The 25,990-nt window shown below is 72.4% G+C and carries 23 protein-coding genes; 9 read left to right on the top strand and 14 right to left on the bottom strand.

The features are described 5' to 3' along the window. Nucleotides 1-45 precede the first annotated feature (45 nt). Nucleotides 46-1,089 carry a MerR family transcriptional regulator gene (locus tag ACFU97_RS01750; RefSeq protein WP_384249429.1) on the bottom strand — a complete coding sequence of 348 codons (1,044 nt, stop codon included), beginning with the start codon at nt 1,087-1,089 and terminating at the stop codon, nt 46-48. Nucleotides 1,090-1,254: 165 nt separating this feature from the next. Between ACFU97_RS01750 and ACFU97_RS01745 the strand changes: the two genes are divergently transcribed. Further along, nucleotides 1,255-2,124 (top strand): RimK family alpha-L-glutamate ligase, encoded by an 870-nt coding sequence (locus tag ACFU97_RS01745; protein WP_384249427.1) that lies wholly within the window; start codon nt 1,255-1,257, stop codon nt 2,122-2,124. Nucleotides 2,125-2,134: 10 nt separating this feature from the next. Here the strand turns inward: ACFU97_RS01745 and ACFU97_RS01740 are convergent, their stop codons facing one another. The 10 genes from ACFU97_RS01740 to ACFU97_RS01695 all read right to left on the bottom strand — a co-directional run bounded on the left by ACFU97_RS01740 (nt 2,135) and on the right by ACFU97_RS01695 (nt 14,623). Further along, nucleotides 2,135-2,734: a hypothetical protein gene (locus ACFU97_RS01740; protein ID WP_384249424.1), complete on the bottom strand. Its 600-nt coding sequence runs from the start codon at nt 2,732-2,734 to the stop codon at nt 2,135-2,137. Beyond that, the gene (locus ACFU97_RS01735; protein WP_384249422.1) at nt 2,700-3,524 is read right to left on the bottom strand and encodes an FkbM family methyltransferase; all 825 of its coding nucleotides are present in this window, start codon (nt 3,522-3,524) and stop codon (nt 2,700-2,702) included. Before ACFU97_RS01735 ends, ACFU97_RS01740 begins: the two co-directional genes overlap by 35 nt. Beyond that, entirely contained in the window at nt 3,524-3,748 is a 225-nt protein-coding gene (locus ACFU97_RS01730; RefSeq protein ID WP_384249420.1) for a Trm112 family protein, read from the bottom strand. The genes ACFU97_RS01735 and ACFU97_RS01730 overlap by 1 nt, the downstream gene beginning before the upstream one ends. Then, nucleotides 3,745-4,671, bottom strand: a complete 927-nt coding sequence (locus ACFU97_RS01725) for a hypothetical protein (protein ID WP_384249503.1) — start codon at nt 4,669-4,671, stop codon at nt 3,745-3,747. Before ACFU97_RS01725 ends, ACFU97_RS01730 begins: the two co-directional genes overlap by 4 nt. 22 nt (nt 4,672-4,693) lie before the next feature. Next, nucleotides 4,694-5,428, bottom strand: coding sequence for a class I SAM-dependent methyltransferase (locus ACFU97_RS01720; protein ID WP_384249417.1), 735 nt, complete (start codon nt 5,426-5,428; stop codon nt 4,694-4,696). Then, nucleotides 5,425-6,813 carry a condensation protein gene (locus ACFU97_RS01715; protein ID WP_384249415.1) on the bottom strand — a complete coding sequence of 463 codons (1,389 nt, stop codon included), beginning with the start codon at nt 6,811-6,813 and terminating at the stop codon, nt 5,425-5,427. The genes ACFU97_RS01720 and ACFU97_RS01715 overlap by 4 nt, the downstream gene beginning before the upstream one ends. Then, nucleotides 6,810-11,465 (bottom strand): alpha-(1->3)-arabinofuranosyltransferase family protein, encoded by a 4,656-nt coding sequence (locus tag ACFU97_RS01710; protein WP_384249413.1) that lies wholly within the window; start codon nt 11,463-11,465, stop codon nt 6,810-6,812. Before ACFU97_RS01710 ends, ACFU97_RS01715 begins: the two co-directional genes overlap by 4 nt. Continuing rightward, nucleotides 11,462-12,256, bottom strand: coding sequence for a class I SAM-dependent methyltransferase (locus tag ACFU97_RS01705; RefSeq protein ID WP_384249501.1), 795 nt, complete (start codon nt 12,254-12,256; stop codon nt 11,462-11,464). The genes ACFU97_RS01710 and ACFU97_RS01705 overlap by 4 nt, the downstream gene beginning before the upstream one ends. Nucleotides 12,257-12,291: 35 nt before the next feature. Beyond that, the gene (locus ACFU97_RS01700) at nt 12,292-13,443 is read right to left on the bottom strand and encodes a glycosyltransferase family 4 protein (protein WP_384249410.1); all 1,152 of its coding nucleotides are present in this window, start codon (nt 13,441-13,443) and stop codon (nt 12,292-12,294) included. Between the two features lie 193 nt (nt 13,444-13,636). Next, nucleotides 13,637-14,623, bottom strand: coding sequence for a DUF3068 domain-containing protein (locus ACFU97_RS01695; RefSeq protein ID WP_384249408.1), 987 nt, complete (start codon nt 14,621-14,623; stop codon nt 13,637-13,639). A 164-nt stretch (nt 14,624-14,787) separates the two neighbouring features. Here ACFU97_RS01695 and ACFU97_RS01690 point away from each other — a divergent pair, with 164 nt between their 5' ends. Then, on the top strand, nt 14,788-14,940 hold the full coding sequence (locus tag ACFU97_RS01690) for a hypothetical protein (RefSeq protein WP_384249405.1): 153 nt from the start codon (nt 14,788-14,790) through the stop codon (nt 14,938-14,940). A 2-nt stretch (nt 14,941-14,942) separates the two neighbouring features. After that, complete coding sequence (locus tag ACFU97_RS01685; protein ID WP_384249403.1) at nt 14,943-16,184, top strand: PucR family transcriptional regulator; 1,242 nt, start codon at nt 14,943-14,945, stop codon at nt 16,182-16,184. 4 nt (nt 16,185-16,188) lie between these two features. On the opposite strand, the gene ACFU97_RS01680 is transcribed toward ACFU97_RS01685, so the two are convergent. After that, on the bottom strand, nt 16,189-17,247 hold the full coding sequence (locus ACFU97_RS01680) for an NAD-dependent epimerase/dehydratase family protein (protein ID WP_384249400.1): 1,059 nt from the start codon (nt 17,245-17,247) through the stop codon (nt 16,189-16,191). 186 nt (nt 17,248-17,433) lie between these two features. Between ACFU97_RS01680 and ACFU97_RS01675 the strand changes: the two genes are divergently transcribed. Then, complete coding sequence (locus ACFU97_RS01675) at nt 17,434-18,207, top strand: IclR family transcriptional regulator (protein WP_384249398.1); 774 nt, start codon at nt 17,434-17,436, stop codon at nt 18,205-18,207. After that, on the top strand, nt 18,204-19,052 hold the full coding sequence (locus tag ACFU97_RS01670; protein ID WP_384249396.1) for an SMP-30/gluconolactonase/LRE family protein: 849 nt from the start codon (nt 18,204-18,206) through the stop codon (nt 19,050-19,052). Before ACFU97_RS01675 ends, ACFU97_RS01670 begins: the two co-directional genes overlap by 4 nt. Nucleotides 19,053-19,080: 28 nt before the next feature. On the opposite strand, the gene ACFU97_RS01665 is transcribed toward ACFU97_RS01670, so the two are convergent. Then, entirely contained in the window at nt 19,081-20,388 is a 1,308-nt protein-coding gene (locus tag ACFU97_RS01665; RefSeq protein WP_384249394.1) for a DUF6545 domain-containing protein, read from the bottom strand. Beyond that, the gene (locus tag ACFU97_RS01660) at nt 20,385-20,978 is read right to left on the bottom strand and encodes a toxin-antitoxin system, toxin component family protein (protein WP_384249393.1); all 594 of its coding nucleotides are present in this window, start codon (nt 20,976-20,978) and stop codon (nt 20,385-20,387) included. Before ACFU97_RS01660 ends, ACFU97_RS01665 begins: the two co-directional genes overlap by 4 nt. 263 nt (nt 20,979-21,241) lie before the next feature. Between ACFU97_RS01660 and ACFU97_RS01655 the strand changes: the two genes are divergently transcribed. The 4 genes from ACFU97_RS01655 (at nt 21,242) to ACFU97_RS01640 (ending at nt 25,974) form a co-directional block, all read left to right on the top strand. Next, the gene (locus tag ACFU97_RS01655) at nt 21,242-22,591 is read left to right on the top strand and encodes an extracellular solute-binding protein (protein WP_384249390.1); all 1,350 of its coding nucleotides are present in this window, start codon (nt 21,242-21,244) and stop codon (nt 22,589-22,591) included. After that, nucleotides 22,588-23,526: a carbohydrate ABC transporter permease gene (locus ACFU97_RS01650; protein ID WP_384249388.1), complete on the top strand. Its 939-nt coding sequence runs from the start codon at nt 22,588-22,590 to the stop codon at nt 23,524-23,526. Before ACFU97_RS01655 ends, ACFU97_RS01650 begins: the two co-directional genes overlap by 4 nt. Beyond that, on the top strand, nt 23,523-24,398 hold the full coding sequence (locus tag ACFU97_RS01645; RefSeq protein WP_384249386.1) for a carbohydrate ABC transporter permease: 876 nt from the start codon (nt 23,523-23,525) through the stop codon (nt 24,396-24,398). Before ACFU97_RS01650 ends, ACFU97_RS01645 begins: the two co-directional genes overlap by 4 nt. Before the next feature lie 61 nt (nt 24,399-24,459). Further along, nucleotides 24,460-25,974 (top strand): alpha-N-arabinofuranosidase, encoded by a 1,515-nt coding sequence (locus tag ACFU97_RS01640; RefSeq protein WP_384249383.1) that lies wholly within the window; start codon nt 24,460-24,462, stop codon nt 25,972-25,974. Nucleotides 25,975-25,990: the final 16 nt, after the last annotated feature.

Genomic DNA, 25,990 nt, shown 5'->3' with positions numbered 1-25,990 from the left:
GCAACGACACCTCCGTTCCTACACCAGCCGCCCCGCCGCCGACGATCAGGCCTCCGTCCGCACCACGTCCGCCACCACGCAGCTCACGTTGTCCGGACCGCCGGCCTCGTTCGCCGCGTCCACCAGGGCCGCCACGGCCTCGTCCGGGGTCCCGGCGGCGAGCAGCTCCCGTATGCCCGCGTCGGGCAGGACGGCCGGGAGGCCGTCCGAGCACAGGAGATAGCGGTCGCCGGGCTCCGCGTCCCGCAGCCGCAGATCCGGCTCGCCCGTGCCCAGGGCCCTGAGCAGCAGGGAGCGCTGGGGGTGGGCCGTCGCCTCCTCCGGTGTCAGACGGCCCTCGTCGATCAGCGACTGGACCACGGTGTGGTCGTGGGTGATGCGGAACAGGGCCCGGTCGCGGAGCAGATAGACGCGGCTGTCGCCGATGTGCACCAGGGCGAGGCGGGAGCCCGTCCACAGCAGGGCGGTCAGGGTCGTGCCGTTGTCGCCAGAGCCCTCCGTCGCGTCCCGGACCGCCTCCGCCGCGCCCCGCACGGCGTCCTCGAGGACGTTGAGGACGTCGCCCGCGGGCAGCTCCTCCCGGTCCAGGAACCGCAGCGCCCGCACGGCGGCGCTGCTCGCGGGCGCACCCGCCGGGCCGAACCCGTCGGCGACCGCGAGCAGCCGGGCGCCCGCGTACGCCGTGTCCTGGTTGGCGGTGCGGACCCGGCCCCGGTCCGAGTGGGCGCAGTAGCGCAGCTGAAGCATGGTGGTGTCCTTCCTCGGTGCGTCCAGCAGGTGATCCACCAGGAACGCGGCGAGGTCCCGCCGCTGCGCCGTCTCCGACTCGACCCGCGACCAGTAGGCGCGGATCTCCCGCGCCGCGTCCGCCGGGCCGAGGGCGCAGACCTCACGGATACGGGCGAGCGGCATGCCCAGCCGCCGCAGCCAGGCCACCAGCCGGGCCCGCTCCAGCTGCTCCACCGCGTAGTAGCGGTAGCCGGAGTGCGGGTCGACCCGGGCCGGGCGCAGCAGCTCCAGCTCGTCGTACAGGCGCAGGGCCTTCGGCGACAGCCGGCTGGCCCGCGCGAAGGCACCGATCGTGAGCATGTCCGTCCGCACCGCACGTCCTCTCCGCGTTCCTGCCGCCGATGCTGGGGCCTCACCGAAGGGGAAGGTCAATCCGGTTGGTCCGGTTGCGGGCGGGACGGTTAGCCTGCGGAGCGATCAGCCGCCCGAGGACGTACGGGATGACGTACGAGTCTGGAGACCGCCGTGCCCCGTGTCGCGCTCGCCACCTACGACCCCGGGCCGCGGCCCAGCAAGGACCGCGACCTTCCGGTGCTCGTGCGGGAGCTGCGGGCGGCCGGGGCCGACGCCGTCGGCGTGCCGTGGGACGACCCCGGCACCGACTGGGGCGGGTTCGACCTCGTCGTCGTCCGGTCGACCTGGGACTACAGCCGGCGCGCGGGCGAGTTCGTGGCGTGGGCGCAGAAGGTGGCCGCGGTCACCCGGCTCGCCAATCCGGCCGAGGTGGTGCGCTGGAACACCGACAAGCGCTACCTCGGGGATCTCGCCGAAGCGGGCGTGCCCGTCGTGCCCACCCGCTACCTCGCGCCCGGCGACGCGCCCGTCCTGCCCGCCGGCCACGAGTACGTCGTCAAGCCGGCCACGGGCGCGGGCGCGCGGTACGCCGCGCGGTACACGCCGGACCGCCGCGACGCGGCCCTGCGGCACCTCGCGCGCATGCACGAGGAGGGGCTGACCGCGATGGTGCAGCCGTACCTGTCCGGCATCGACGCCGGCGGGGAGCGGGCGCTGCAGTTCTTCGGCGGCCGCTTCCTGCACGCCTCCCGCAAGGGCGCCGTGCTGGCGCCGGGCACGGCCTACGACGCCGACAAGGTGGCGCACCCGGACCTGGTCCCGTGGAGCCCGACGCCGGCGGAGCTCGCGGTCGCCGAGCGCGCGCTGGCCGCCGTACCGGATGCCGCCGAGCTGCTGTACGCGCGCGTGGACATCGCGGACGGGGAGGACGGGCGGCCGGTGCTGATGGAGCTGGAGCTCGTCGAGCCGAACCTGTTCCTCGGTCTGCACCCCGGCTCGGTGGCCGCGGTCAGGGACGCGATCCTGGCGGCCGCGGCGTAGCGGTACGGGGTCAGTCGCCGGTCGCCGTCCGCTGCAGCAGTCCCCAGGTGAACTCGGCCGCCACCTTCCGCGGCACCCCCTGTGCGTCCGGCGCGGTGAAGGCCAGGCCCCAGCGCGTGGGGGCCGTGCCCTCCAGGGGGCGGGCGGGGGCGAAGGCGCGGGCCGCCTCGTCGACCGTGCAGGACCAGGGGGTGAGGTGCTCCAGCGTCCGCAGCTCCGGGGCGGGGGTGCCGGGGGCGCGGATCAGCCACTCGTTCCAGACGGAGCCGTTCGGTGCGAGGAGGACCTCGAAGCGCAGGCCGGGCCAGAGGGGGACGGGCCACAGCAGGGCCTCGCAGTCCAGGTCGCCGATCCGGCGGGTGAGCACCGACTCGGGGGCGCCGAGGACCGAGCGGTACCGGGAGACGGCCGCCCGCCCGCGAGAGGAGTGCAGCATCGCCTGCCAGCGCTTGTTGGCCTCTCTCATGTCGGCGATGGAGACGCCCAGTTCGTGCCGGGCGTCCTCCACCAGGTCCGGGTTGTGATCGGCCATGCGGCGCAGCAGGACCAGCTGGAAGTCGAGCGGGGTGAAGGGGCTAGCGGGGCGCTTGGCGGACGGCATGGGACCCATGGTCGCCCATGGGACCGGCACCGGGGCGGCGGCCGTCCGGGAGGAAGAGGACGGAGTTGACGTAGCGCGGATGGCTGCGGAAGGGCAGGACGCGGCCCAGCAGGCCCTGGGAGACGACGTGCGAGGCGGCGGCCTGGTGCTCCTCCAGCGGGAACTTCGCCAGCGGCACCCAGGCCGAGCCGGGCAGCACCCAGCCGTCGTAGCGCAGCAGGGAGAGATAGGTGACGACGGGGGCGATCGGCTGGATGCGGGACTCCAGCTCCACGAAGAGGGCCGGGCGGTCGCGGGCCAGCAGGCCGGTCGCCCCGCGCAGCACCGCGAGCTCGCTGCCGTCCACGTCGATCTTGATGAAGTCGACGTCGCGCAGGCGGAGTTCGTCGAGGGTGATGCAGGAGACGTGCAGGGCGTGGGCGTGGATGTCGCGGCGGACCAGGGAGGACACGCCCCGGTCGCCGGCGTCGTCCGGCGGCAGCCAGAGGCGGGCGGCGCCGGGGCGGTCGGAGGCGGCGGCCTGGACGACGCGGACGTTGTCCGGGGCGGTGGCGGACAGCAGTCCGGCCAGGTGCGGGACCGGTTCCACGGTCACCACCTGGCGGGCCCGGCCGGCCAGCCGCCGGGTCCATGGGCCGTACCAGCCGCCGACGTCCACGGCCGTGCCGCAGCCGGCCGGGCACAGGTCGCCGAGCCGGGCCAGCTCCGGCTCGAAGCGCGGGTAGACCGCCCGTGCGGCGGCGGCCACCAGGCGGGTGGGCAGCAGCGGCGCCAGGCGGGCGGCGAGGGTGCGGGTCATCACCGGGCCATCCGCTCCAGCAGGGCCTCGTGCTCCTCGTCCGACACCTGCTCCCCGGACGACGGCAGCAGCTGCGGGATGCCGTCGACGATCGGGTAACGGCGGTGCAGGCGCGGGTTGTAGAGGGCCTCGTCGCCCGCCGGCCCGTCCGGCACGAGCAGATGCAGCGGGCCCTTGTCGAGCGGGCACGCCAGGATGCGCAGCAGCGGGTCGTCGGGCTTCATGGAGGGGTCAACTCCTTGGTGGGGATGGGGGGTTGAGGTTCCTGCTGGTCGTGTTTCGGCATGGTCAGCAGGACGGAGACGGCCAGCAGGGTGCCCGCCAGGCGCAGCGACAGCCGCAGCGGGTCGTGCGGGAGCGCCTCACCGAACGAGAGCGTGCCGAGCACCGCCGTGAACAGGCAGGTCACGGTCGTGCACACCGGCACGATCAGCGAGGCCCGGCAGCGCTGCAGCGCGGCCTGCGACATCACCAGGCCGAACGCGCCGGTGAACAGCAGGAGATAGGGGTACGGCGAGCGCAGCACGCCCGCCACGGCGTGCCCCACCCCGCCGGACGTCAGGTACGACAGATAGCTCGACACGCCCTTGATGGCGAGCGAGCTGACCCCGTACAGCAGACCGACGGCCACCCCGTACTCCACGCCGGTGGTCGGCGCGCGGTGCCGTTTGCGGGTACGGCGCTCCGCGGAGCCGTACAGCCACACCCCGCAGGCCAGCGACGGCACGCACACCAGCAGGATCAGCGGATACGGCGCGCTGCGGCTGACCGTGTCGGCGCCCGGTCCGCCCTCCTTCAGCGACAGCACGACCATGAGCAGCGCGCCGAGGATCGCGCCGAGGGCGTAGCGCTCCCGGCCGGTGGTCTCCTCGCCCAGCAGCCGGGCCGAGAGCAGTACCAGCAGGACCAGGCCGGAGACGAAGATGCCCTGGGCGGCGGCGATCGGCAGGGTGCGGTAGACGACGAGCTGCGCGCCGAAGCCGGCGGCCAGCGCCAGCGAGCCGCCGATCCACAGCGGACTGCCGAGCACCAGCCGCAGCAGCCGGGCAGGCTGACGGATCGTCACCTCGGGGAGGGAGGTGAGCGCCCGTTTCTCCAGGACGAAACCGAGGCTGTACAGGGTGTTCGCCATCAGGGCCGCGGCCACTCCCCACCACATGGTGCCCCCTCTAGGTCTTCCGCGCGTGCAGGAGAAGGATCGAGGCGAGGGGTGGTCTGGAGCAGGCCAGCCGGTCGAGGGCGCGCAGGGGGCGGGGCACGCCGTGGAAGGGCGCGCCCTTCAGCGCGACGACCTCGAAGCCGGTCGCGGCGACGAACTCCCGCAGCGCGCGGGCGGTGTAGAGCCGCAGGTGCCCCACCACCTCCCGGCCCGGCCGGCCGTGGATCGCGCGCAGGCTGACCTCGGAGAAGACGGGCTGCACCCCGGCCAGCAGCAGGCCGCGGTTGTACCAGGCGGCCAGGTTCGGGGTGGAGAGCATCAGATGGCCGCCCGGGCGCAGCACCCGCCGGATCTCGTCCAGCGCCGCGTCGGGGTCGACCAGGTGCTCGACGACCTCGCTGAACAGCACGGCGTCGGCGCAGCCGGACCGGAACGGCAGCCCGCCGCCGGTGAGTTCACCGCGGACGGCGTACGCCAGGTGGGTGCGGGCGCGGTTGAGGGCGTCCTGGGACCAGTCGACGCCGACGATGCGGTGGCCGCGCAGCAGCGGGGCCGCGGTGGCGGCCGCGGTGCCGTCGCCGCAGCCGATGTCGAGCACGGTGCACGGGGTGCCGGTGGCCGGGCCGAGGGCGGCGGCCAGCATGCGGGCCTGGCGCAGGCTGCGGGAGGAGCCGGAGGCGACCGGGACGGCGGGGTCCTCGTAGAAGTCGCGCAGGTCCGGGTGGTGCACCGGGGCGGTGGTCACGGGGTCACCTCCGTGGAGTGCAGGTGGTGCTCGAACAGGTCCCGCAGATGGGCCCCGTCGCCGTGGCTGAGCAGGGCGCGGGACCAGCGCAGGGCGAGGTGGAGGCGGCCCGCGGTGGAGGCGGTGGTGACGGTGAGGCCGCGGGGCATGCGCGCGGGCGCCGAGAACCAGACCGCGTGCGCGCGGCCCGCCTCCTCGCCGAAGTCCAGCGGGTACGGGACCCGGCCGATGTTGCTGAGCAGGGTCGTCGACGTCCAGGGCGCGGCGGCTCTGCGCAGGCCCCGGGTGAGGGCTGCGCGCCAGGCCACCGGGGTGACCGGGGCGGTCAGGAGGGCGGCGCCGTGGCCGAGTTGGGGGCGGGGGAGGGACTTCAGGGCGCGGGTGCGGACGGCCGTGCGGCGCAGCAGGGCGGACATGCCGTCGGGGCCGTCGACCGTCAACTCCTCGGGGGAGAAGGGGACTTCCACCAGCCGGGTGCCGTTGCCGATGGGCATCGTGGCGTCCCGGGGGCGGTCGTCCACGGGCATGGTGATGCGCAGCGGGCGCGGGCGGGCGCCGTGCTCGCGGTTCCAGTGCGCGACGGTGCGGGCGGTGGCGACCATGAGCTGGTCGTTCACCGTGTACGGGGAGCCCTTGGGGCGGTGCGGCAGAGGCAGTTCGGTGACGAGCATGCCGTTGCCGGGGGAGGGCTCGGGCGTGCCGGAGGCGACGCGGGCCGGCGGGGACCAGTTGGAGGGGGTGTCGCCGGGGTCCTGCGGGGCGTCCGGCGTCCGTACGGGCGGTGCGGCGGGGGAGTTGTCGCGGCCGCCGTAGATCTCGGCGGCGGTCGCGAGCACGCGGAGGCAGGCGGGGCCGTCGAGGGCGGTGTGGTTGATGGTGAGGAACAGGACGGTGCCCCGGGGCTGGGCCGGCGGCGGCTCGTCGGGCCGGTGCGGCGGCATGCCCACGCCGTCCGTGGCCTCGCTGCCCTCCGCCGGGCCCGCCCCCTCCACCACCTCCAGGCGTATCGGCGGGGACAGGGACAGCGGGGGAGCCGTGGTCAGCGCCCGGGTCCGCGCGTCCCGGAGGGCGCAGCGGTCCGCGGCGGGGAAGCTCACCACCTCCACGTCCGGGTCGGCGGTCAGTTCCCACTCGTAGCGGCGCCGGTACCAGTGGCCGGCGGCCTCGCGCATCAGGATGCGCGGGTGGCGGCGCAGCGCCTCGCCGAACGCGGCGCGCAGCCGCTCGCGGTCGAGGTGCCCCGGCAGGTGCACCTCGATGTGCACGGTCTCCGGCTCCTCCTCCTGGAGGCAGTGCCGGGCGACCTCGTCGACGACCGGGAAGGGGATACGGCCGGGCGGACGCGCCGGACCGTCCGCGCGGGCGGGATGGTCGAGTGCGGTCATGACGGGCCACCCTTCCTCGGCAACCGCGTGGTCGGCGGATCGGGATCGGGCTCGGGCTCCCCACGCCCACGGGCCGAGACGATCGGGCCGGCGTCGGGGCGGGGAGGTGGGGGCGGAGTGCCGGTGCCTGGGCGGGCGCCTGTGCCGGTTCCGCTGTCCGGGCCGGTGCGGGTTCCGGTGCCGGTGCCGGTGCCGGTTGTGGAGCCTGTGCCGGTTCCGGGCGTCGGGCGGTCCTCAGGTGCGGGCCCGCCTTCGGGCGCCGGGCCGCTTCCGGGTGGCCGAGCGCCTCCGGGTGTGGCACCACCCCCGGGTGCCCCTCCACCGTGGGGTGCCGGTCCGCCGGCGGGTCCCCCTTGACCGTGGGGCGCGGGTGGCCGTCCGCCCTCGGGTGGCGGGCCGCTCCCCGGCAGGGGTTCGCTCTGCGGTACGGGCCCGTTCTCGCCCCGGACGCGGTGGGGGAGGGGGCTGGTCGGGGCCTCGGAGCCGGAGGCCGGGGCCGGTCCGGGTACGACGGGCAGTACCGCCGTGGAGCCCGGGCCCTCGCCCGGCTCCCGTACGCTCGCCGCGCCCGCGAACAGGCCGATCAGGGCGAGCAGTTGAGCGGCGTGCCCGAACGCGCCCCGGCCCGCGCCCGCCGGTTCGCCGGCGCCCGTCGCCGCCGCGATCCCGGCCCCCGCGAGGGCGGCGAACGCGATCGGCACGAGCAGGGCGTGCCGCCGGTACGCGAGCAGCGCGAGCGCGGGCACCAGCAGCGCGAGCCACCCGGCGATCACGATGCCGACCAGGGTCAGCACCACCGTGCCGAGCCACAGCCCCGGCAGCGGCGGCACCGGCTGCCGCGGGTCGGGGTTCGGCGCGCGCCGGCGCCACACGACCAGGCCCACCAGCACCGCGAGACCGACCGCGCCGCCGATCAGCCCGGCCTCGTACGTCGTCGCGGGCTCGTACGACAGCTTGACGGTGCCGCCCGCCCCGGCCGGGACGCGCCAGCCCTGCTGCCAGCCGTCGAGGCGGACCGGGGTCAGCTCCTTGCCGCCCAGCGTGGCCTTCCAGCCGTCGTTGTAGTTCTCGTACGTCGTCAGGTACGTCGCCGCGCCGGAGCCGACGGTCACCTCGCGCCGGTCGCCCAGCCAGTCCCTGATCGTCAGCTGCCGGGCCGCGGCGGCGGGCTCGGCGACCGTGCCGCGGGTCAGCGTGACGTCCGTCAGGACGAGCGGCCCGGCGTCCCCGGCCTCCAGCCGGTGGCTGCCCGCGGACAGCTCCAACCCGGTGTCGTTGCGCCCCTCCTGGCAGAGCGTCACGCTCACCTGCCGGTGCTCGCGCAGGTCCTGGACGGTCCCCTTCACGGCCGTCTGGTACAGCTCGCCGTCCACGGCGACGTCCGGCCCCCGCCCGCACGGCAGCGAGAAGGTCCGGCTGTCACTGGGCTGCGGGGTGCGGTACTGGTCCAGGGCCGGGATGTAGGCCTCGGTCAGGCCCACCGGCAGCTGGAGGTCCTCGTCGGCGACCGGGTTGTGCAGCGTCAGCGGCGCGGTCTGCGTGATCGTGATGTCCAGGCGGTCGGTGGTGATCGGGTCGAAGCGGACCACGCCGTTCTCGTCGACGCCGGCGATCGTCGAGCCGTCCGGGGAGCTGATGTCCACCTGGGTCGGGCGGGTGGACAGCCCGCCCGCCGGGGCCAGTACGACCTCGCCGATCGCCTGTTTCCCGCTCCAGCCGAGATGGATCGTGGGCCGGTCGCCGGCGATCCACGCCGTCGTCAGATCGCCGTCGGTGAGGTTGCGCGACGACACGCCCGCGCCGAGCGCCGCCGTCGAGTCGGCGGTCGCCACGATGCGGTTCTGCTGGTCGGGGGCGACGTCGTAGAGCAGCTTGTCGAGCTCCTCGCCGGGTACCGGCACCGCGCTCGCCCTGATCTCGAACGTCCCCGCCGTGGCCGTGGAGAAGCGCCGGTGCAGGCCCGCCTCCATGCCCGTCGCGGAGATGCCGGTGGGGTCGGCGGCGCGGTGCAGCGAGATCTGCTCGGCGGCCGCGTCGGAGGACGCGGCGTCCGTCGGCAGCCGCAGCAGCCGGGTCACCTGCACCTGGGGCAGGTCGATCTCCGAGAAGCCCGCACCGGTCAGACCGGCATGGCGGGCCACCGACTCGGTGATCGTCAGCTTCATCCAACTCGTCGGGCCCTTGGGCGCCTTGATGGACTGCGTCTGGCCGTTCGGGCGCAGGAAGCTGGTCGCCGACCCCTTCTCGGTCTCCACCCGCACCTTGGTCGCCGCCGAGCGTACGCTCTCCTGCGGCAGCGGGGTGACCTTGAACGAGGACGGCATGTCGTAGCGGTCCGAGAAGCCGATGCGCAGCCACTGCCCGTCCGCCGACTTCGGCGAGCCCTCCGCCCACGCCGTGTTCGGGTTGCCGTCGAAGGCGTTCACCGGGTCGTACTGGGGGAGGTGGAAGAGCCAGTTGCCGCTGGAGGACGCCGTCACCGAGCGGGCGCCGCGCAGCTGGGCCACCGTCTGGTGGTCGAGGCCCGTGGCGGGCAGGATCTGGTGCGGCTTCTTTCCCGGGTCCTGCACGGCGTCCGGCGCGTTGTGCTCCGAACTCGTATAGGTGTACGACGTGTTGGCGGTGACCAGCCCGAACCGCGTGTCCGCGCGGCGCAGCCCGTCGCCGGTGATCTGCAGCGGCGGCGAGCCGAGGCCGGGGTGGTTGTCGCCGGTCAGCACGGCCGGCCGGCCGCGCAGCTCGGAGGCGAGCGGCAGCAGCGACTCGGGCCCGCCGGAGACGACGGCCGTGTCGGACACGGGCAGCAGGTGCGCCTGGCCCGGCCGCGGCACGTCCGTACCGGTGGGCTGGTAGATCTCGACCGCCCGCCGGCGCGGATACAGCCCCTCCACCTGGAGCGGCGCGTCATGGGCGATGACCCCGCCGGTCATGATCGGGCCGAAGCCCGTCACCCGCTCGTAGCCGGACTGCTCCAGCGTCCGCTTCACGGTCGAGGTCGGCACCGAGTCGGTCTGGGTGGGGTCGAGGTCGTTGCGTACGACGACGTAGTGGATGCCCGCCCGGCTCAAGTAGTCGGCCAGGCCCGGGACATCGCTCCCGGTGGCCAGGGCCTGCTCGACGGCGTCCATCGCGCGCCGGTTGCCCGGGGTGCCGAAGGGGACGAAGTCACGTTGCGCCCAGCGGGACTTGGCGAGCACGTCGAGAGGCTCGTCGATCGGGGCGCCCCAGCTGTAGAGGCCGTGCGCGGTGGCCGGGACCACCAGCGCGCGGGAGTCGGGCGAGTACTTCTGCAGCCAACTGGCCGTGGTCTTCCAGTACGTGGGCAGTCCCTGGAAGGAGCCGGGGCCGAGGATCGAGCCGTTGAGGTACGGCCACATGAGGCCAGGCAGGATCAGGACCGCGGCGATCAGCGGGGCGAAGCGGCGCCCGCGCACCCGCCGGGCGCCGCGCGGCACGGTAGCCATGCCCACCAGATGGGCGAGGCCCAGGACCAGCGCCAGCGCGAGGCCGGTCTGGAACTTGTAGATGTTGCGGAAGGGCACCAGCCAGCCGTTCAGCCAGTCCTGCACGGTGCCGTGGAAGGGCGCGCCGAACGCGCCGCCGTATCCGGCGAACAGCACCAGCACCACGGAGATCACGGTCAGGACCAGCCACCGCCGCTCCGGCATGTCGCGTCTGGCGAGGCCGGCGAGGCCCAGGCCGGCCGCCAGCGCCGAGCAGACGATCACCACGACCGAGGAGGCGACGGTCCAGCCGGCCGGCAGCCACGCCTCGCCGAAGTGCAGATACGCGACCCAGTTGCCGGCCCCGCGCAGCCCCTCCGTCGCCGACATCGTGGACGTCGTGGTCTGCGAACTCTCCACGTACGGAAGGAAGTTCTCGCCGTAGACGCCGAGCATCAGCAGCGGTATCCACCACCAGGCCGTCGCCACGATCACGCCGGGCACCCACCAGGCGATCAGCTTGCGCTGCCGTGGTCCGGGCGGGCGGGACAGGAGGTAGAGCCCGACCGGCAGCAGCGAGGCCAGCGTGGAGGCGCCGTTGACGCCGCCCATGAACGGCACGACCAGCGCCGAGCGCAGGGCCGCGACCCGCGCCGAGTACCGCTCGTCGGTCAGCGGCAGCAGCACCCAGGGCAGGAAGGCGCCGGGCAGCACGGCCGCCGAGGTGGACCCGACGACGATGGTGAACACCGGCCACAGCGCGTACGCCACCGCGGCGAGCAGCCGGGAGCCGCGGCTGCCCACGGTGAGCCGCTCGGCCAGCCGCAGCGCACCCCAGAAGGCGACGGACACCAGCAGCGACATCCACAGCCGCTCCGCCAGCCACACCGGCAGCTGCAGCGCGTGCGCCAGCCAGTAGAACGGCAGCATCGGCCAGAGGTAGCCGGCGTACTGGTCCTGGATCCCGCCGAAGGAGCCCTGGTCGTGCCAGAGCTGCCCCAGGTCGGAGAAGAAGGCACCCGGGTCGACCGTGACACCGAGCTTGGTGTCGAAGGTCTGCCGGCCCGGGTGCACCGCGACGAACAGCACGAACGCCACGGCCCAGAACCCCAGCAGCCAGCGCCGCGACCTCGGGCCCTCCGGGGGGCCGGAGGTGGCCGCGGTGGTGGGGACGGCTGCCGGGGGAGGAGCCTGGACCGTGGTCGTCATGGGGGACACCGCCGGAGGATGAGGAGGAGGTTCCAGGTGGCCACCTCGCGGATGCCGGGCGCCTTGACGACCGTCTCCGCGAGCAGGGGCCAGTAGCGGGAGCGCGCCGAGACGATGGCGACGTCGTCGCGGGCGCGGACCTGCCGCAGGGTGGCGCCGATGTGCACGGCGAAGAGGTTCTCGCCGAGGGTGTGCTTGGCGGGTCTTCCGGTACGCCGCAGATAGCGGGCGCGGGCCCGCTCGGCACCGAAGTAGTGCCAGGGGGCCCACTCGTGACCGCCCCACGGGGACAGCCAGTTGGTGAAGGAGACGTAGATCAGCCCGCCGGGCCGCGTCACCCGCGCGAGCTCGCTGAGGAACGTCTGCGGATCGGCCACGTGCTCCAGCACGTTCGAGGAGAAGGTCACGTCGGCGACCCCGTCGGACAGCGGCAGCAGATAGCCGTCCGCGATCACGGTCCCGTCGGCCGGCTTCTCGCCCAGTTCCTCTACGTCGGGCTCGAAGAGGTACGCGTGCGCACCCCGCCGCCGGAACTCCTCGGTGAAGTAGCCGCCGCCCCCGCCGACGTCGACGACGATCCGCCCCTGGACGGCGCCGCCGTAGGCCTCGACCTGGTCGGCGGCGTCACGGGCCAGCAGCTCGTAGCACGACCGCGGATCGTCCTGTTCGTGCCGGAAGGCCCGGAAGAGGGCGAGGGACCGGCGAAAGGAGGGATCCTTGAATGCACGGGTCCCGGGAGCGCTCCGGCGGGGGCGCGGGGAAGTGCGCGACCAGCCGCGACGGGCCGGCAGTCGCGAACCGGCCTCGGCACCCCGGCGCTTGGGCGTCACGGCCCCCAGCCCCTCACCGCCTCGGCGGCCACGGCTCGGAACTGTCTCACCGTCCGATGCCAGCGATACCGCGCCGCACGGTCCCGCGCGGCCTTGCCCATCAGCTCACGCCGGTGTCCGGACAGGGCGAGCGTGCACCAGGCGGCGGCGAAGGAGGACTCCCCGTGCGCGAGCACACCCGTCTCCCCGTCCACGACGGAGTCCCGCAGCCCCGGCACGTCGAAGGCGATCGTGGGGGTCTCCCGGGTGGCCGCCTCGGTGACGACGAGACCCCACCCCTCCACGGCGGACGGGTGCAGCAGCAGCCACGCCGCGCACAGCAGCCGGTGCTTCTCCGCCTCGGACACATGGCCCGCGAACTCCACGCCGGGACCGGCCAGTTGCTCCAGGCTCGCCCGCTCGGGCCCGTCGCCCACGATCACCAGCCGGCCGCCGGTGACGGGCCGCACCCGCTCCCAGAGTCTGAGCAGCAGATCGATCCGCTTGTACTCGACGAGTCTGCCGACCGCCACGAACAGCGGCTCCGGGGAACGGTCGGCGCGCGGTCCCGGCTCCTCCACACCGTTGTGGACGACACGGATCCGGTCCCGTTCCACGCCGATGTCCCGCAGGGCGTGCGCCGTGGAGGGGGAGACGGCGACCAGCAGGCTCCGGTGCTGGGCACCGGTCAGCGCCCACTGCTCGAGTCTTCGGCCGAGCCGGGCGGCGGGCAGCAGGGGCCCGCCGAAGCGCATCTTCCACAGGTCGCTGTGGACGTGGTTGACCAGGCACAGGGTGGGGCCCCGGTGCCACAGAGGTGCCAGATACGGCATTCCGTTGCAGACCTCGACCAGCAGATCGGTCTCGCCGACCTGACGGGCGAAGGCGGAGCGCGCGCGCAGATAGTGGCCGAACTCCCCGCCGGCGGACACGACCCGGTAGTCCCGGAATGCCGCGGGACCGCCGCAGATCAGCGTCACCTGGTGACCGAGGGCGGTGAGCCCCTCGGCCAGCCGGTCGACCAGCAGCTCGGAGCCGCCGGCGGCCGGATTGTCCAGATCACGGTGGGCGAGGAAAACGATTCGGCGCGGTTGTGGGGGGTGCGCCGGACGGTGCTGCGACGCCCAGAGGTGACCGGTGCGCAGCGGGGAAGGCACGTGCTGGGGCATGGGTGCTCCAACTCGTCTCAGGGTGCGGAACTCAGCGGTAGTTTTTGGACTTGCTGTGGGGGGACTGAGCTCTTCATGGGCGGGGCATGTGGACAGCTTGTGCTCGGGTGGGGTTGGACAGTTTTCGCCCACCCGTTCGCCACGGCTACTCACCGGGATGACAATTTGCGGCTTTATTAGAACTGACGTCATGTCACTTCGTGAGCTGAGCCGGTGAAGTTCCGCCCGTATCGGGACGACGGCGACTTTCCCGCCCTCGTAGCACCAAAACCCCACCCACTACCGCCAGGACGAAACCGGCCACAGCGGCGCCGATCGGCAACGTCTGCCCCACCATGCGCAGCTGGCCACTCTCCTTCTTGGCCTGCTTCACCTGGTCCTTCTGGGTCGCCGTGGTGAACGCCAGCTTCTGGCTGTCCAGCAGCACGACCGCGTCCTTCTTCGACCCCGGCGCGCGCAGTGTGCGGCGCGGGCCGACCTGGGCGTAGAGCACCCGGCCGGTGCGCTGGTCGACGACGAGCTGGACGCCGTGGTTGGAGTACCACTCCTCGGCGAGCACCTGCGGCTTGTTCTTCTGCCCGACGATCGTGCCCGGCACCAGCCGCGTGCCGATCTTCGTCGGCGCGACCGAGCCGGTGAAGCGGTAGCCCTGGTAGCCCTGGATCTTCCTGGTGCCCGCGTAGTGCAGCACGACCGTGTCGCCGAGGGAGTTGTCCCACCAGGTGTAGGAGCGTTTGTGCACGTCGAAGGGGAACTTCAGGTAGGAGTCGCCCTCGAAGTACGGGTTCTCCTTGCAGCAGTGCACCGGCTCGTTGGTGTGCCGGTCGGTCACCCACCGGTTCAGGAAGAACTCCAGCGCGTCGTGCGGATCGGCGGCCGGCAGCGACTTGTCGGTGTCGACCGTCGTCGTCACGTCCCACACCGCCCGGCCGCTCTTCTCGCTGTCCTTGACGTTGCCGCGCACCTGCTGGGTGACCGTGATCCGCTTGTCGTGCAGGGTCTCGATCGCGTCGGTGTCGAAGTAGCTGCCGGTGCCTTGGTAGACGGCCGTGGTGTCGATGTCGATCGGGTTCACGGCGGCCCGCGGCTCGACGTACCAGACCAGCATCGGCGCCAGGACCAGCAGAAACGTGCCGAGTCCCAGAAGGATCAGCGAAAGGGGGGAGGCTGTACGGCGCATCCGGACTCCAGGGGGATGGATGTCTCCAGTTCGGGCCGCTCCATGTGGCCGGAGACCGTAGGCGCCTCTTGACGCGGTGTCAATGCTTGTCGAGACTGGCTCGACAGGCAGGGGTGGGACCGCCGGGTGGGGACGACCTTTCGGACAGAGAGGCTGACCCTGCGATGTCCAGACTGCTCGCCACCGCAATCACCGTCGTGGCCGCCGCGGCCCTCGCCGTGGGCGCGGCCCTCGGCATCGTCGCGCTGCTCGACGCGACCCCCGACCAGCCCAACACCCCCTTGATCACCTACGAGCATGCCCAGCAGGGGAGTTGACGGTGACACCCGCCCGCTCCCCGGCCGTCACGACCCGCTCGGCCTGGCACGACGTCCCCCGCCTCCAGGTCCGCCGCTTCGCCGCGATCGCCATGGCGGAGGCGCCCTCCCTCGCCGAGGAGATCCTGAGCGAGATCCGCCGCGAGTACCCCCACCTGCCCGTCGTCCTCGACGAGTCCGGCGAGCCGATGGCCCTGGTCGGCATCCGGCGCGCCATCGAGGTCTTCGTCCAGCACCTGGAGCTGTCGGAGGGCCGCCCCTCGGTCCCGCCGGGCGTGTTCCAGGAGTTCGGACGGGGCGAGGGTCTGCACGGCCGGTCCCTGGACTCGCTCCAGGCGATCTACCGCATGGGCGTCCGCCTGGCCTGGCGCCGCTTCGCCGAGATCGGTCAGCGCGTGGAGATCCCGCCTCCCGCGATGTACGAGCTCGTCGACGCGGGGTACGAGTACCTGGACGGCCTGGTCGACCAGTCCGTGCGGGGCTACGCCGAGGCGGCCGCCCGGCAGGCCGGTGAACGCCTGCGGCTGCAGCGGCGGTTGATGGAGCTGCTGCTGGCCGAACACCACCGGGGCGATCCGGCCGACGCGCTCACCGAGCGGGCCGCGCGGGTCGGCTGGCAGCTGCCGCGCAAGGTCGCGGTCGGGGTGCTGCTGCGTCCGGCCCGGGAGGCGGTCGCGCCCGCGGTCGGGCAGGGGGTGCTGCTCGACATGGAGTACGAGCAGCCCCGCATGGTCGTCCCCGAACCCGACGCGGCAGGCCGGCCCGAATTACTGCACCGGGCGCTGACCGGCTGGTCCGGGGCGATCGGACCGCCCGTACCGCTGGCCGACGCGGCGAAGTCGCTGCGCTGGGCCGAGGCGGCGGTACGGCTGATGGAACGGAAACTGCTGCCCGCCGGGGACGTCCTGTACTGCACCGAGCACACCGAGGCGCTGGTGCTGCTGCAGCCCGAGGAGCTGATCGACGACCTGGCGCTGCGGTGCCTCGCGCCCCTGGCCCACTGCGGGCCGACGCACGGGCGCCGGCTCGCGCAGACGCTGCTGGCGTGGCTGGAGACGCGGGGCGGGGCGCCGGAGGTGGCCGCCCGGCTGGGCGTCCACCCCCAGACGGTCCGCTACCGCCTGCGCCAGATCCGCGAGCTGTGGGGCGACGAGATAGACAACCCGGACCGCCGCTTCGAACTCGAACTGGTGCTGAGGGCACAGAGGTTGAGGGGGGTGCTGGGGGAGGCCGGGCGCGGGTGAGGTTTCAGCGAGCGCGCTTCCGCTGAGCCCGCCATGCGTCGTAGTGATCGAGCAGGGTGTCCTCCACGGGCCGGTAGCTGACGCCCAGTTCGCTCACACTGCGGCTGTTGTCGACCGCGAACCTGATGCCCAGATGCTTGCGGATGTAGTCCTGACTCAGCCCGAAGGCGGGGCCGAGGAGGCGAACGGGCCAGTGCGGCAGGCGAGTTCGCGGCAGCCGCAGGTCCCTGGGGTGGCGCGCCCGGATGACGCGGGCCATCTCGTGGAAGGAGGTCATCCGCTCCGCCGCGACGATGTACCGCCCCTGCGCGTCGGGCCGCTCGGCCGCGGCGATGTGGGCGTCGGCCAGATCCCGGACGTCGACCGTGGTGAAGCTGAAGTCGGGGGCGCCGTAGCAGAAGTAGCCCTTGAAGAGCTCGTCGAGCAGGAAGAGGCTGCCCGACTGCGAGGCGGGCGTGAGCGAGGGCCCGAGCACGAGACCGGCGTTGACGGCGACCATGCGCCACCGATCCTGTGCCTCGGCGGCCTCCCAAGCGGCCTGCTCCGCGACGGTCTTGGCGTAGTGGTACGGGTTGTTCTCGACGGTGCTGGTCGTGTTGCAGTAGCTCTCCCGCAGCACCTGCCCCTCCATCTCCAGCACGTCGGCGTAGTCGCCGAAGACGGCCCCCACGGTGGAGGTGAACACGAACCTCCGCACACCGGGAGTCCGCTCCACACTCCCGACCACGTTCCGCGTCCCGACGAGCGCGGGCTCGACGACGTCCCGCTGCCCGTCCTTGATCTTCTCCGGCATGAGAAAGGGCGAGGCGACATGAAAAACGACCTCGCACCCCTTCATCGCCTGGTCGAACGACCCCTCTGCGAGCAGATCGGCCTCGAACAGGTCGAGCTGTCCGGGGAACCGCTCCTGAAGGGTCTCCAAGGGCGTCATTTTGGGGGTGTCCGCCGCGCTGCGGACGGTGGCGCGGACCCGGTGGCCGCGCTCCAGCAGCCGCTTCACCAGGTGGCAGCCGACGAACCCGCTGCCACCCGTCACCAGCACGTCCATCCGCGCTCCGATCATGTCCGGACGGTCGAGGAGGACCGCGCCGTCAGGCATTCTGGCCGGTTCTCATGGTCACCGGAACGCTTGGGACCCGCAGAACCATTGCCGGGGCAAACGCTCTATGACTAGCCTGTGTTCGTCATGCCGATCGTCTGTTGAAATCTCGAACATAGACGCCTCAGATAACAAGGGAGGGGGCCGGTCGTGGGACGCCTCGTACCTGCCGTGACCCGGGCTCTCGACATTCTCGAGCTCTTCCTCGACGGGGACGGGACGCTCTCCGCCCCCGACATAGTGCGCAAGCTGCAGCTGCCGCGCACCACCGTGCACGAGCTGGTGACCACGCTCGCCGCCCGGTCGTACATCGTGCAGGTGCCCGGGCAGCCGGGACGCTACCGGCTCGGTGTACGGCCGTACCAGCTCGGCAGCCGGTACGCCGAGCAGCTGGACCTCGCCGCCGAGGGCCAGCAGGTCGCCCGGTCCGTCGCCGAGACCTGCGACGAGACCGTGCACGTGGCCATCCTGGAGGGTACGGACGTCATCTACATCGCCAAGGTGGACTCCACCCATGCGGTGCGCATGGTGTCCGCAGCGGGGCGCCGGCTCCCGGCGCACTGCACCTCCGTGGGCAAGATGCTGCTGGCCTCCCTTCCGGAGCCGGAGCTCACCTCGCGCATCCCGGACGACGCCGAGCTCGTCGCGATGACACCCAACAGCATCACCGAGCCGGGCGCCCTGCGCGAGGCCCTCGCACAGATCCGGCAGCACGGGATCGCCGTGGAGAGCCGTGAGTCCAACCCGGACGTCAGCTGCGTGGCCGCACCGGTGCGGGACCGCACCGGCCAGGTCGTCGCCGCCCTCTCCATCTCCGTCCCCATGATCCGGTGGAGCGACGAGCGCCGCGCCGAGCTGGAGCAGCTCGCCGCGAAGGGCGCAGTGGAGCTCTCGGAACGACTCGGACACCGGAGCGTGGCATGACGTACAAGTTCGAGGTGGCGGTGCAGGCCGAGGCCACCCTGGGCGAGGGCCCCACCTGGGACGCCGCCCGCGAGCGGCTGATCTGGGTGGACATCCTCGGCTCGCGCGTGCACACGTACGAGCCCGGGTCCGGCCGCCGCGGCGTCCGCACCACCGAGCAGCACGTCGGCGCCGCCAAGCCGCGCGCCGGCGGCGGTCTGGTGCTGAACCTGCGGGACGGCGTCGGGCTCGTCGACCCCGACGACTCCTTCCGCTGGCTGCACCACGAACCCGTCCCCGGCCGCCGCGGCAACGACGCCGCCGTCGCCCCCGACGGCTCCCTCTGGGCCGGCACCATGCGCTACGACGAGGCACCGCGCGGCGGCACGCTGTCCCGGCTCACCGGCGACGGCACCACCGCGACCGTCCTCGACGACGTGGCCGTGAGCAACGGCACCGGCTGGAGCCCCGACGGCCGGCTGATGTACTACATCGACTCGCCGACCCGCCAGGTCGACGTCTTCCACCACGAGGACGGCCGGGTCGCGGACCGGCGCCGGTTCGCCCAGATCGAGGAGGGCGCCGGCTTCCCCGACGGGCTGACGGTGGACGCCGACGGCTGCGTGTGGGTCGCGCTGTGGGACGGCGCAGCGGTACGCCGCTACACCCCCGACGGCGAGCTCGACCGCGTGATCGAGCTGCCGGCACCCCGCGTCACGGCCTGCGCCTTCGGCGGCAAGGACCTGACCGACCTGTACATCACGACGGCCCGCGTGGGTCTCGACCGGCCCCACCCGGTGGCCGGTTCCCTCCTGGTCGTCCCCGGCGCCGGAAAGGGCCTGCCCCAGCCGGCCTTCGACGGCTGAGCGATACGGGGCGGCACGGAGCGGTACGTCAGGGAAGAGCGGGAGCACCACCCTGCTCCTGCCCCACTCCTCCTGGCTCCTGCCCCGTCGCTCCCGACTCCAGCACCACCTCGCCGTCCCCCTCCGCCGCCAACCGCCCCCGCACCCCCGCCAGTTCCTCCACCCGGCGCAGCGCGCGGGAGACCGTGGCGATGTCGTGGAGCAGGTCCGTCGTGTCGGGGTCGTGGGCGGGCTCGGTCTGCGGTGACCGGCGCCGGCTCTCCACGGCGTCCTGGATCGCGGCGGCCGACGCGAGCGCCTTGGCGTGCTCGGGGGTGTGGCCGAGCGAGAGCGCGGTCTCGTACGTGCGGCGGCGCCGGTCCTCGTCGATGTGCCGGGCCAGCGGCAGCAGGACGTCGCGGATGAACGTCTCCCGGCGGACGAGCCGCAGTTCGGGTGTGGCGCGCAGGACGAACGAGACGCCGCCGCCGTCGACGGTGCGCAGGAGGACGTAGAGCGGGCGCAGCCGGTGGTGGGCCAGGCGGACGCGCCAGCGTTCGTGCAGATACTGGCCGGCGTGCGGCAGGATGAAGCCGATCGCGATCAGGATCGCGGAGAGGCAGGCGAGGGGCGGCGCCGCGCCCGTGCTCAGCCAGTCCAGGTCCCGGCCGAACCAACGGGCGACCACCGCCGGGAGTTTGACGGCGTAGAAGGACAGCTGCGCGGCGTAGCCGACGCCGAGGAACTTCAGGCCCCAGCGCAGCCACGCGTCGAGCCCGTCGGTGCGGACCCAGTTCCAGATCAGGCCCGAGGTGATCACGGTCGCCACGGTCTGCGCGAGCAGGTAGAGCAGGATCATCTCGCGCATGTACGGCGTGTTGGCGTAGTACGTGTCCAGGTCGCGCAGCCGCTCCACGGGCGCGTCCGCGAGCGCGAACAGCGTCCACAGCGCGGTGATCACCGTGAGGGAGCCCGCGACCACCCAGCGCACGGCGCGCACGGTCGACCTGGAGCGGTCGCCCAGGCCGTTGCGCCAGGCGATGATCAGCAGCAGGCAGGAGCCGCAGAACGCGGTGAGCAGCGAGTACACCCAGGGCGCCGAGATGTTGGGCACGCCCGTGACCCGGTTGACCCGGGCGATCGTCGACGGCGCCACGGACACGAACACCGCGCAGGCGAGCAGCAGCACGCCGCCCACGGCGCGCAGCAGCGGGTCGCTCCACAGCCGGACGATGGTGGGCAGTTTGATGGCCAGGGCGGTGATCAGGACGCCGGCCGGGATCCACCAGAAGGACGGGTAGAACTCGTTGACGAACGCCGCGGGGGACCAGGCGAGTGGTGCCGGGCCCGTCGTCACCGTGCCGTTCCCCTGCGCCCTCGGTAGCCCAGGGACCGCTGGAAGGGGTCGAGCGGCGCGTCCGCGTCCCGCCCGGACAGCAGTGGCCGGAACGCGGCGGCGAGCCGGTGCCCGAAGTCGTCGGCCTCGGCCTCGTCGGCCACCCGGGAGCCGTCGCGCGCGGCCACGGACAGCGCCACGTCGGTCCACGCGCTGCGGCCGGCCAGCGCCGCCCCGGCCACGTGATGGTGGCTGTGCCCGGCGTGCAGATGCCACAACTCGTGGCCGAGGATGACCAGTTGCTGCACCTCCTCGGCCCGTTCCTCGACGATGACCAGGTCGAAGTCCTGGAACTCCACCCAGAGCCCGGTGACCTCGATCTCGTCGGGGAAGCGCTCGAAGCGCAGCTCGACGGGCCGTCCGCCGCGCAGCGCGCTCATCTCCTTGCACAGCACCCGGCACAACTCATGGGCGTCGGACGGTGCTTGAGGTCTCGCCCGGACGGCGGCGCCGAGGCCCTCGGTCAGCTCCCGCATCCCGGAGACCCGCCGCGAGCGCCGCAGCCCAGCAGCGATCCGGACCGCCTTCCTCCGTGCGCCCGCGATGTCCACCGTTCCCCCTTCCGACGCCTCCCGCAGCTCAACAGGCGTCCGAGACTACGCGGCCGGTCCGGTCCACGTCAGGTCATCCTGCGCCGGAAATTGAAGCCGGAACGATCTCCCTGGCCGGAAAGTCATGCCGAAAGCATTGACTGGCAAGCGCTTACTCCTTACGGTCCCGTTCGAAGTTACGAGCGCAATTCGATATGTCGAACGACATCGAATCACCGTCGAATCCCGGACGGGCACGGGATCTCGCACAGATGGGGCAGGCAATGGGACGACCTGACCTGAGTCGCAGGCACCTCCTGGCAGCCGCCGGCGGACTCGCCGTCGCCGGCAGCTTCGGCTTCGCCGCACTCGGCACCGGCGCCGACGCACTCGCGTCCGGTGCGGACACCCGGGTGCGGTACTGGAACCTCTTCAGCGGCGGCGACGGCTCCAACATGATCGCCATGCTGGACGCCTTCCGTAAGGCCAACCCGGCCATCGACGTCAGCGACGCGACCCTGCAGTGGGGCAGTCCGTACTACACCAAGCTCGCGATGGCGGCGGCCGGAAACCGCGCCCCCGACCTGGGCGTCATGCACCTGGGCCGGGTCACGGGCTTCTCCCCGGGCCGGCTGCTGGACCCCTGGGACATGGACCTGCTCGCCAAGTACGGCGTACGCGAGGAGGACTGGAACCCCACGCTGTGGCAACGCGGCGTCATCGACGGCACGCTGTACGCGCTGCCGCTCGACATCCACGTCCAGCTCTGCTTCTACCGCAGGGACGTGCTGAAGAAGGCGGGCCTGCTCGGCGACGACGGCCTGATGATCCCCGTCACCTCCACCGCCGAGTGGTTCGACGTCCTGAGGAAGGCCAGGAAGGCGCAGAAGAAGGGCCTGCAGACCATCGGCCTGTGGACCAACGACCAGAACTTCCAGTGGTGGTTCTTCGTCGCCTTCTACACCCAGCTCGGCGGCAGATGGTTCAACGACGCGAACACCGAGGTGCTCTTCGACGTCGACAAGGCCACCGAGGTCCTGGAGTTCTTCCGCAAGCACGTCACCGACGGCTACGTCATTCCCGGCGCGCCGACCGGCGAGCAGTTCATCAACGGCGCCCCCTTCACCTGGGAGGGCAACTGGTCGGTGCCCGTCTTCTCCGGCGCCAAGGTCGACTACGGCGCCACCCCGCTGCCGCCCGTCTTCGGCAGGCAGGCCACCCACGCCGAGTCCCACTCGTTCGTCCTGCCCCACCAGGCGGGCCGCGGCGGCGCCGCCAACGAGGGCGCGCACCGGCTCGCGGCCTACGTCGTCAAGCACGCCCTCCAGTGGGCGGCGGGCGGCCACATCCCCGCGTACACGCCGACGCTGTCCACGCCCGCGTACAAGAAGCTCACCCCGCAGCACGAGTACGTGTCCGCCATGGGCCACCAGGCCACCGAGCCGAAGGTGTGGTTCGCCGGGTCGACCGGCATCCTCGCCCAGGACCTCGGCCCGATCGTCGTCTCCTCGACGATGGGCTCGGCCAAGCCCGCCGATGCCGCGCGGCGGATGAAGAAGCAGCTCAGCAAGCTCCTCGCCACGAAGAACCCGATGGACGGCAGGACCGCCGCGCAGGGAGGTGCGACCGCATGACGACCAGTGCCGAGACCGTCGTCGTACCGGCGCGGACGAAGGCCGCCGCGGCGGCCGCGACCGTCCGCCGCAAGCAGGGCTTCCAGCACGGGGGCTGGTTCGTCGCCCCGTTCCTGGCCCTGTTCACCCTGTTCGTGATCTGGCCGCTGCTGCGCGGCCTGTACCTCAGTCTCACCGACGCCAACATCTCGGGCGACGACACGCACTTCGTCGGCCTCGACAACTACCGCGAGGCACTGGGCGATTCGGCGATGTGGGACGCGCTCGGCCACAGCGCGTACTTCACGCTGCTCGTGGTGCCGTGCCTCACCGTGCTCGCCTTCCTGCTCGCGATGCTCGCGCACAACATCGAGCGCGGCAAATGGCTGTGGCGGCTGTGCTTCTTCGCGCCGTTCCTGCTGCCGTCGACCGTCGCGGCCAACCTCTTCCAGTGGCTGTTCACCCAGGGCATCGGCATGTTCAACCACGTCCTCGGGATCGACACGCCCTGGCTGACCGACAAGTCCTACGCGATGCTCGCCATCGTCATCGAGACCCTGTGGTGGACGGTCGGCTTCTCCTTCCTGCTCTACCTCGCCGCCCTCCAGGGCATCCCCGACCACCTCTACGAGGCCGCGAAGCTGGACGGCGCGAACGCCTGGCACCGCATGGTCCACATCACCCTGCCGATGCTGCGCCACATCACCGGCCTGGTGCTCGCGCTGCAGATCCTCGCCTCGCTCCAGCTCTTCGACCAGGCCGTCGTGATGATGGACTTCGGCCCCGGACCGGAGCTCAGCACCCGGGCGTTCGTGCAGTACACCCTCGAACAGGGCTTCACCAGCTACCGCGTGGGCTACGCCTCCGCCATGTCCGTCATCTTCTTCGTACTCATCGCAGTCGTCGCCCTGGGGCGGATGTGGCTGCTGCGCAACCGTGAGGAGGGCGGCCGATGACCACCGCCGAGGCTACGACCCGTCCGACCGTACGCACCAAGTCCCGCAGGCCCTGGACACCCGGCCAGATCGTCCTCACGCTGATCGGTCTCGCCGTCTCCGCGGTGTTCGTGGCGCCCATCGCGGCGGCCCTGTTCACCTCGCTGAAGTCCGAGGCCGAGGCGGCCGAGATCCCGCCGCACTGGCTGCCCAGGGTGTGGACCGGCCAGGCCTGGAAGGCCCTGTTCGAGACCGGCAACATCACCAACTGGCTCGTCAACTCCCTGGTCGTGTCGGTGTGCGTGACGTCCGTGGTGGTGCTGGTGAGCGCCCTCGCCGGCTACGGCTTCGCCCGCACCGAGTTCCGCGGCAAGTCGGTGCTCATGGGCGTCGTCATGGCGGGCCTGATGATCTCCCCGGCGGTGCTCGGCGTGCCCCTGTTCACCACCGTCCAGCAGATGGGGATGGTCGACACCTACTGGGGCATGGTCCTGCCGCAGTGCGCGCCCGCCGCCATGGTCTACATCCTCTACAAGTTCTTCCAGGGCATCCCGCACGAGCTGGAGGAGGCCGCCTTCATCGACGGCGCGGGCCGCTGGCGGGTCTTCTTCACGATCATCCTGCCGCTGTCGCGCCCCTCGCTCGCCGCGGTCGGCATCTTCACCTTCATCAGCTCGTGGAACAACTTCCTGTGGCCGTACATGGTGACCAACAACCCCGACCTGATGACCATGCCGAACGGCATCGCGACCGTCATGAACTCCTACGGCATCCAATGGGCCCAGCTCATGGCCGGTGGCCTCATGGCGGGCCTGCCCCTGATCATCGTCTTCGTCTTCTTCCAGCGCCAGATCGTGGCAGGCGTGGCCCACACGGGTCTGGCCGGCCAGTAGGGGCCCCGGAACGAACCCGCAGCCGCCCCCGAACAAGAACCATCCTCTGCGAAAGGCGACCATGCACAGCGCCCGCTTCACCCTCGACCCCGCCTTCACCGTCGGCGAGGTCAGCTCCCGTCTCTTCGGATCCTTCGTCGAACACCTCGGACGCTGCGTCTACACCGGCATCTACGAACCGGACCACGCGACCGCCGACGAGGCCGGCCTGCGCCAGGACGTGCTGGACCTCGTCCGCGAACTGGGCGTCACGGCGGTCCGCTACCCGGGCGGCAACTTCGTCTCGGGCTACAAGTGGGAGGACTCCGTCGGCCCCGCCGAGGACCGCCCCCGCCGCCTCGACCTCGCCTGGCACTCCACCGAGACCAACCGCTTCGGGCTGTCCGAGTACATCGCCTTCCTGCGCAAGATCGGCCCCCGGGCCGAGCCCATGATGGCGGTCAACCTCGGCACGCGGGGCGTCGCCGAGGCCCTGGAGCTCCAGGAGTACGCCAACCACCCCGAGGGCACGGCCCTTTCGGACCTGCGCGTCTCCCACGGCGACAAGGACCCCTTCGGGATCAGGCTGTGGTGCCTGGGCAACGAGATGGACGGCCCCTGGCAGACCGGCCACAAGACCGCCGAGGAGTACGGCCGCGTCGCCGCCGAGACCGCCCGCGCGATGCGCCAGGCCGACCCGGGCGTGGAGCTGGTCGCGTGCGGCTCCTCCAGCCAGGCCATGCCCACCTTCGCCGAGTGGGAGGCGACGGTCCTGAAGGAGACGTACGACCTCGTCGACTACGTCTCCCTGCACGCCTACTACTGGCCCGAGGACGGCGACATCGACTCGTTCCTGGCCTCGGCCGTCGACATGGAGTCCTTCATCGAGAACGTGATCGCGACCGCCGACCACGTGGGCGCCCGGCTGAAGTCGAAGAAGCGGATCAACCTCTCCTTCGACGAGTGGAACGTCTGGTACCTGCCCGAGTGGGAGGCGCGCGCCAAGACCTTCGAGCAGCACGACTGGCCCGAGGCGCCGCGCCTGCTGGAGGACAACTACAGCGTCACCGACGCCGTCGTGTTCGGCTCGCTCCTCATCGCCCTGCTCCGGCACGCGGACCGCGTCACGGTCGCCTGCCTCGCCCAGCTCGTCAACGTCATCGCCCCGATCATGACCGAGCCCGGCGGCCCGGCCTGGCGCCAGACGACCTTCTTCCCCTTCGCCCAGGCCGCCCGGCACGGGCTGGGCCAGGTCCTCGACGTGCAGGTCGACTCCCCGACGTACGAGACGAAGAAGTACGGCGAGACCGACCTGCTGCACGCGACCGCCGTGCGCGCGCAGGACGGCACCGTCACCGTCTTCGCCGTCAACCGCAGCCGCACCGAGTCCCTGCCCCTCGACGTCGCCCTGAACGGCCTGGACCTGACGTCGGTCGTCGAGCACAGCGTCCTCGCGGACGGCGACCCGGACGCGCGCAACACCCTCGACGACCCCGACCGCGTCACGCCCCACCCGGCCGAGGGCACCGCCCTCACGGACGGCACCCTCAGCGCCACGCTCGAACCGCTGTCGTGGAACGTGATCCGGCTGGCGTAGGAACACGGCGGCCCCC

The sequence above is a fragment of the Streptomyces sp. NPDC057616 genome (assembly GCF_042800575.1).
In the GTDB taxonomy this organism is placed as follows: domain Bacteria; phylum Actinomycetota; class Actinomycetes; order Streptomycetales; family Streptomycetaceae; genus Streptomyces.
Note: the sequence above shows the minus strand (reverse complement) of the source record. Positions and strands in the feature narration are given on the sequence as shown.

What these genes read in the sequence shown, in the direction of transcription:
- ACFU97_RS01645 (WP_384249386.1), top strand. Translation starts at nt 23,523, where the DNA reads ATGACCACCGCCGAGGCTACGACCCGTCCGACCGTACGCACCAAGTCC.
- ACFU97_RS01735 (WP_384249422.1), bottom strand. Translation starts at nt 3,524, where the DNA reads ATGACCCGCACCCTCGCCGCCCGCCTGGCGCCGCTGCTGCCCACCCGC.
- ACFU97_RS01695 (WP_384249408.1), bottom strand. Translation starts at nt 14,623, where the DNA reads ATGCGCCGTACAGCCTCCCCCCTTTCGCTGATCCTTCTGGGACTCGGC.
- ACFU97_RS01750 (WP_384249429.1), bottom strand. Translation starts at nt 1,089, where the DNA reads ATGCTCACGATCGGTGCCTTCGCGCGGGCCAGCCGGCTGTCGCCGAAG.
- ACFU97_RS01740 (WP_384249424.1), bottom strand. Translation starts at nt 2,734, where the DNA reads ATGGGTCCCATGCCGTCCGCCAAGCGCCCCGCTAGCCCCTTCACCCCG.
- ACFU97_RS01690 (WP_384249405.1), top strand. Translation starts at nt 14,788, where the DNA reads ATGTCCAGACTGCTCGCCACCGCAATCACCGTCGTGGCCGCCGCGGCC.
- ACFU97_RS01710 (WP_384249413.1), bottom strand. Translation starts at nt 11,465, where the DNA reads ATGACGACCACGGTCCAGGCTCCTCCCCCGGCAGCCGTCCCCACCACC.
- ACFU97_RS01700 (WP_384249410.1), bottom strand. Translation starts at nt 13,443, where the DNA reads ATGCCCCAGCACGTGCCTTCCCCGCTGCGCACCGGTCACCTCTGGGCG.
- ACFU97_RS01640 (WP_384249383.1), top strand. Translation starts at nt 24,460, where the DNA reads ATGCACAGCGCCCGCTTCACCCTCGACCCCGCCTTCACCGTCGGCGAG.
- ACFU97_RS01715 (WP_384249415.1), bottom strand. Translation starts at nt 6,813, where the DNA reads ATGACCGCACTCGACCATCCCGCCCGCGCGGACGGTCCGGCGCGTCCG.
- ACFU97_RS01655 (WP_384249390.1), top strand. Translation starts at nt 21,242, where the DNA reads ATGGGACGACCTGACCTGAGTCGCAGGCACCTCCTGGCAGCCGCCGGC.
- ACFU97_RS01680 (WP_384249400.1), bottom strand. Translation starts at nt 17,247, where the DNA reads ATGATCGGAGCGCGGATGGACGTGCTGGTGACGGGTGGCAGCGGGTTC.
- ACFU97_RS01670 (WP_384249396.1), top strand. Translation starts at nt 18,204, where the DNA reads ATGACGTACAAGTTCGAGGTGGCGGTGCAGGCCGAGGCCACCCTGGGC.
- ACFU97_RS01650 (WP_384249388.1), top strand. Translation starts at nt 22,588, where the DNA reads ATGACGACCAGTGCCGAGACCGTCGTCGTACCGGCGCGGACGAAGGCC.
- ACFU97_RS01730 (WP_384249420.1), bottom strand. Translation starts at nt 3,748, where the DNA reads ATGAAGCCCGACGACCCGCTGCTGCGCATCCTGGCGTGCCCGCTCGAC.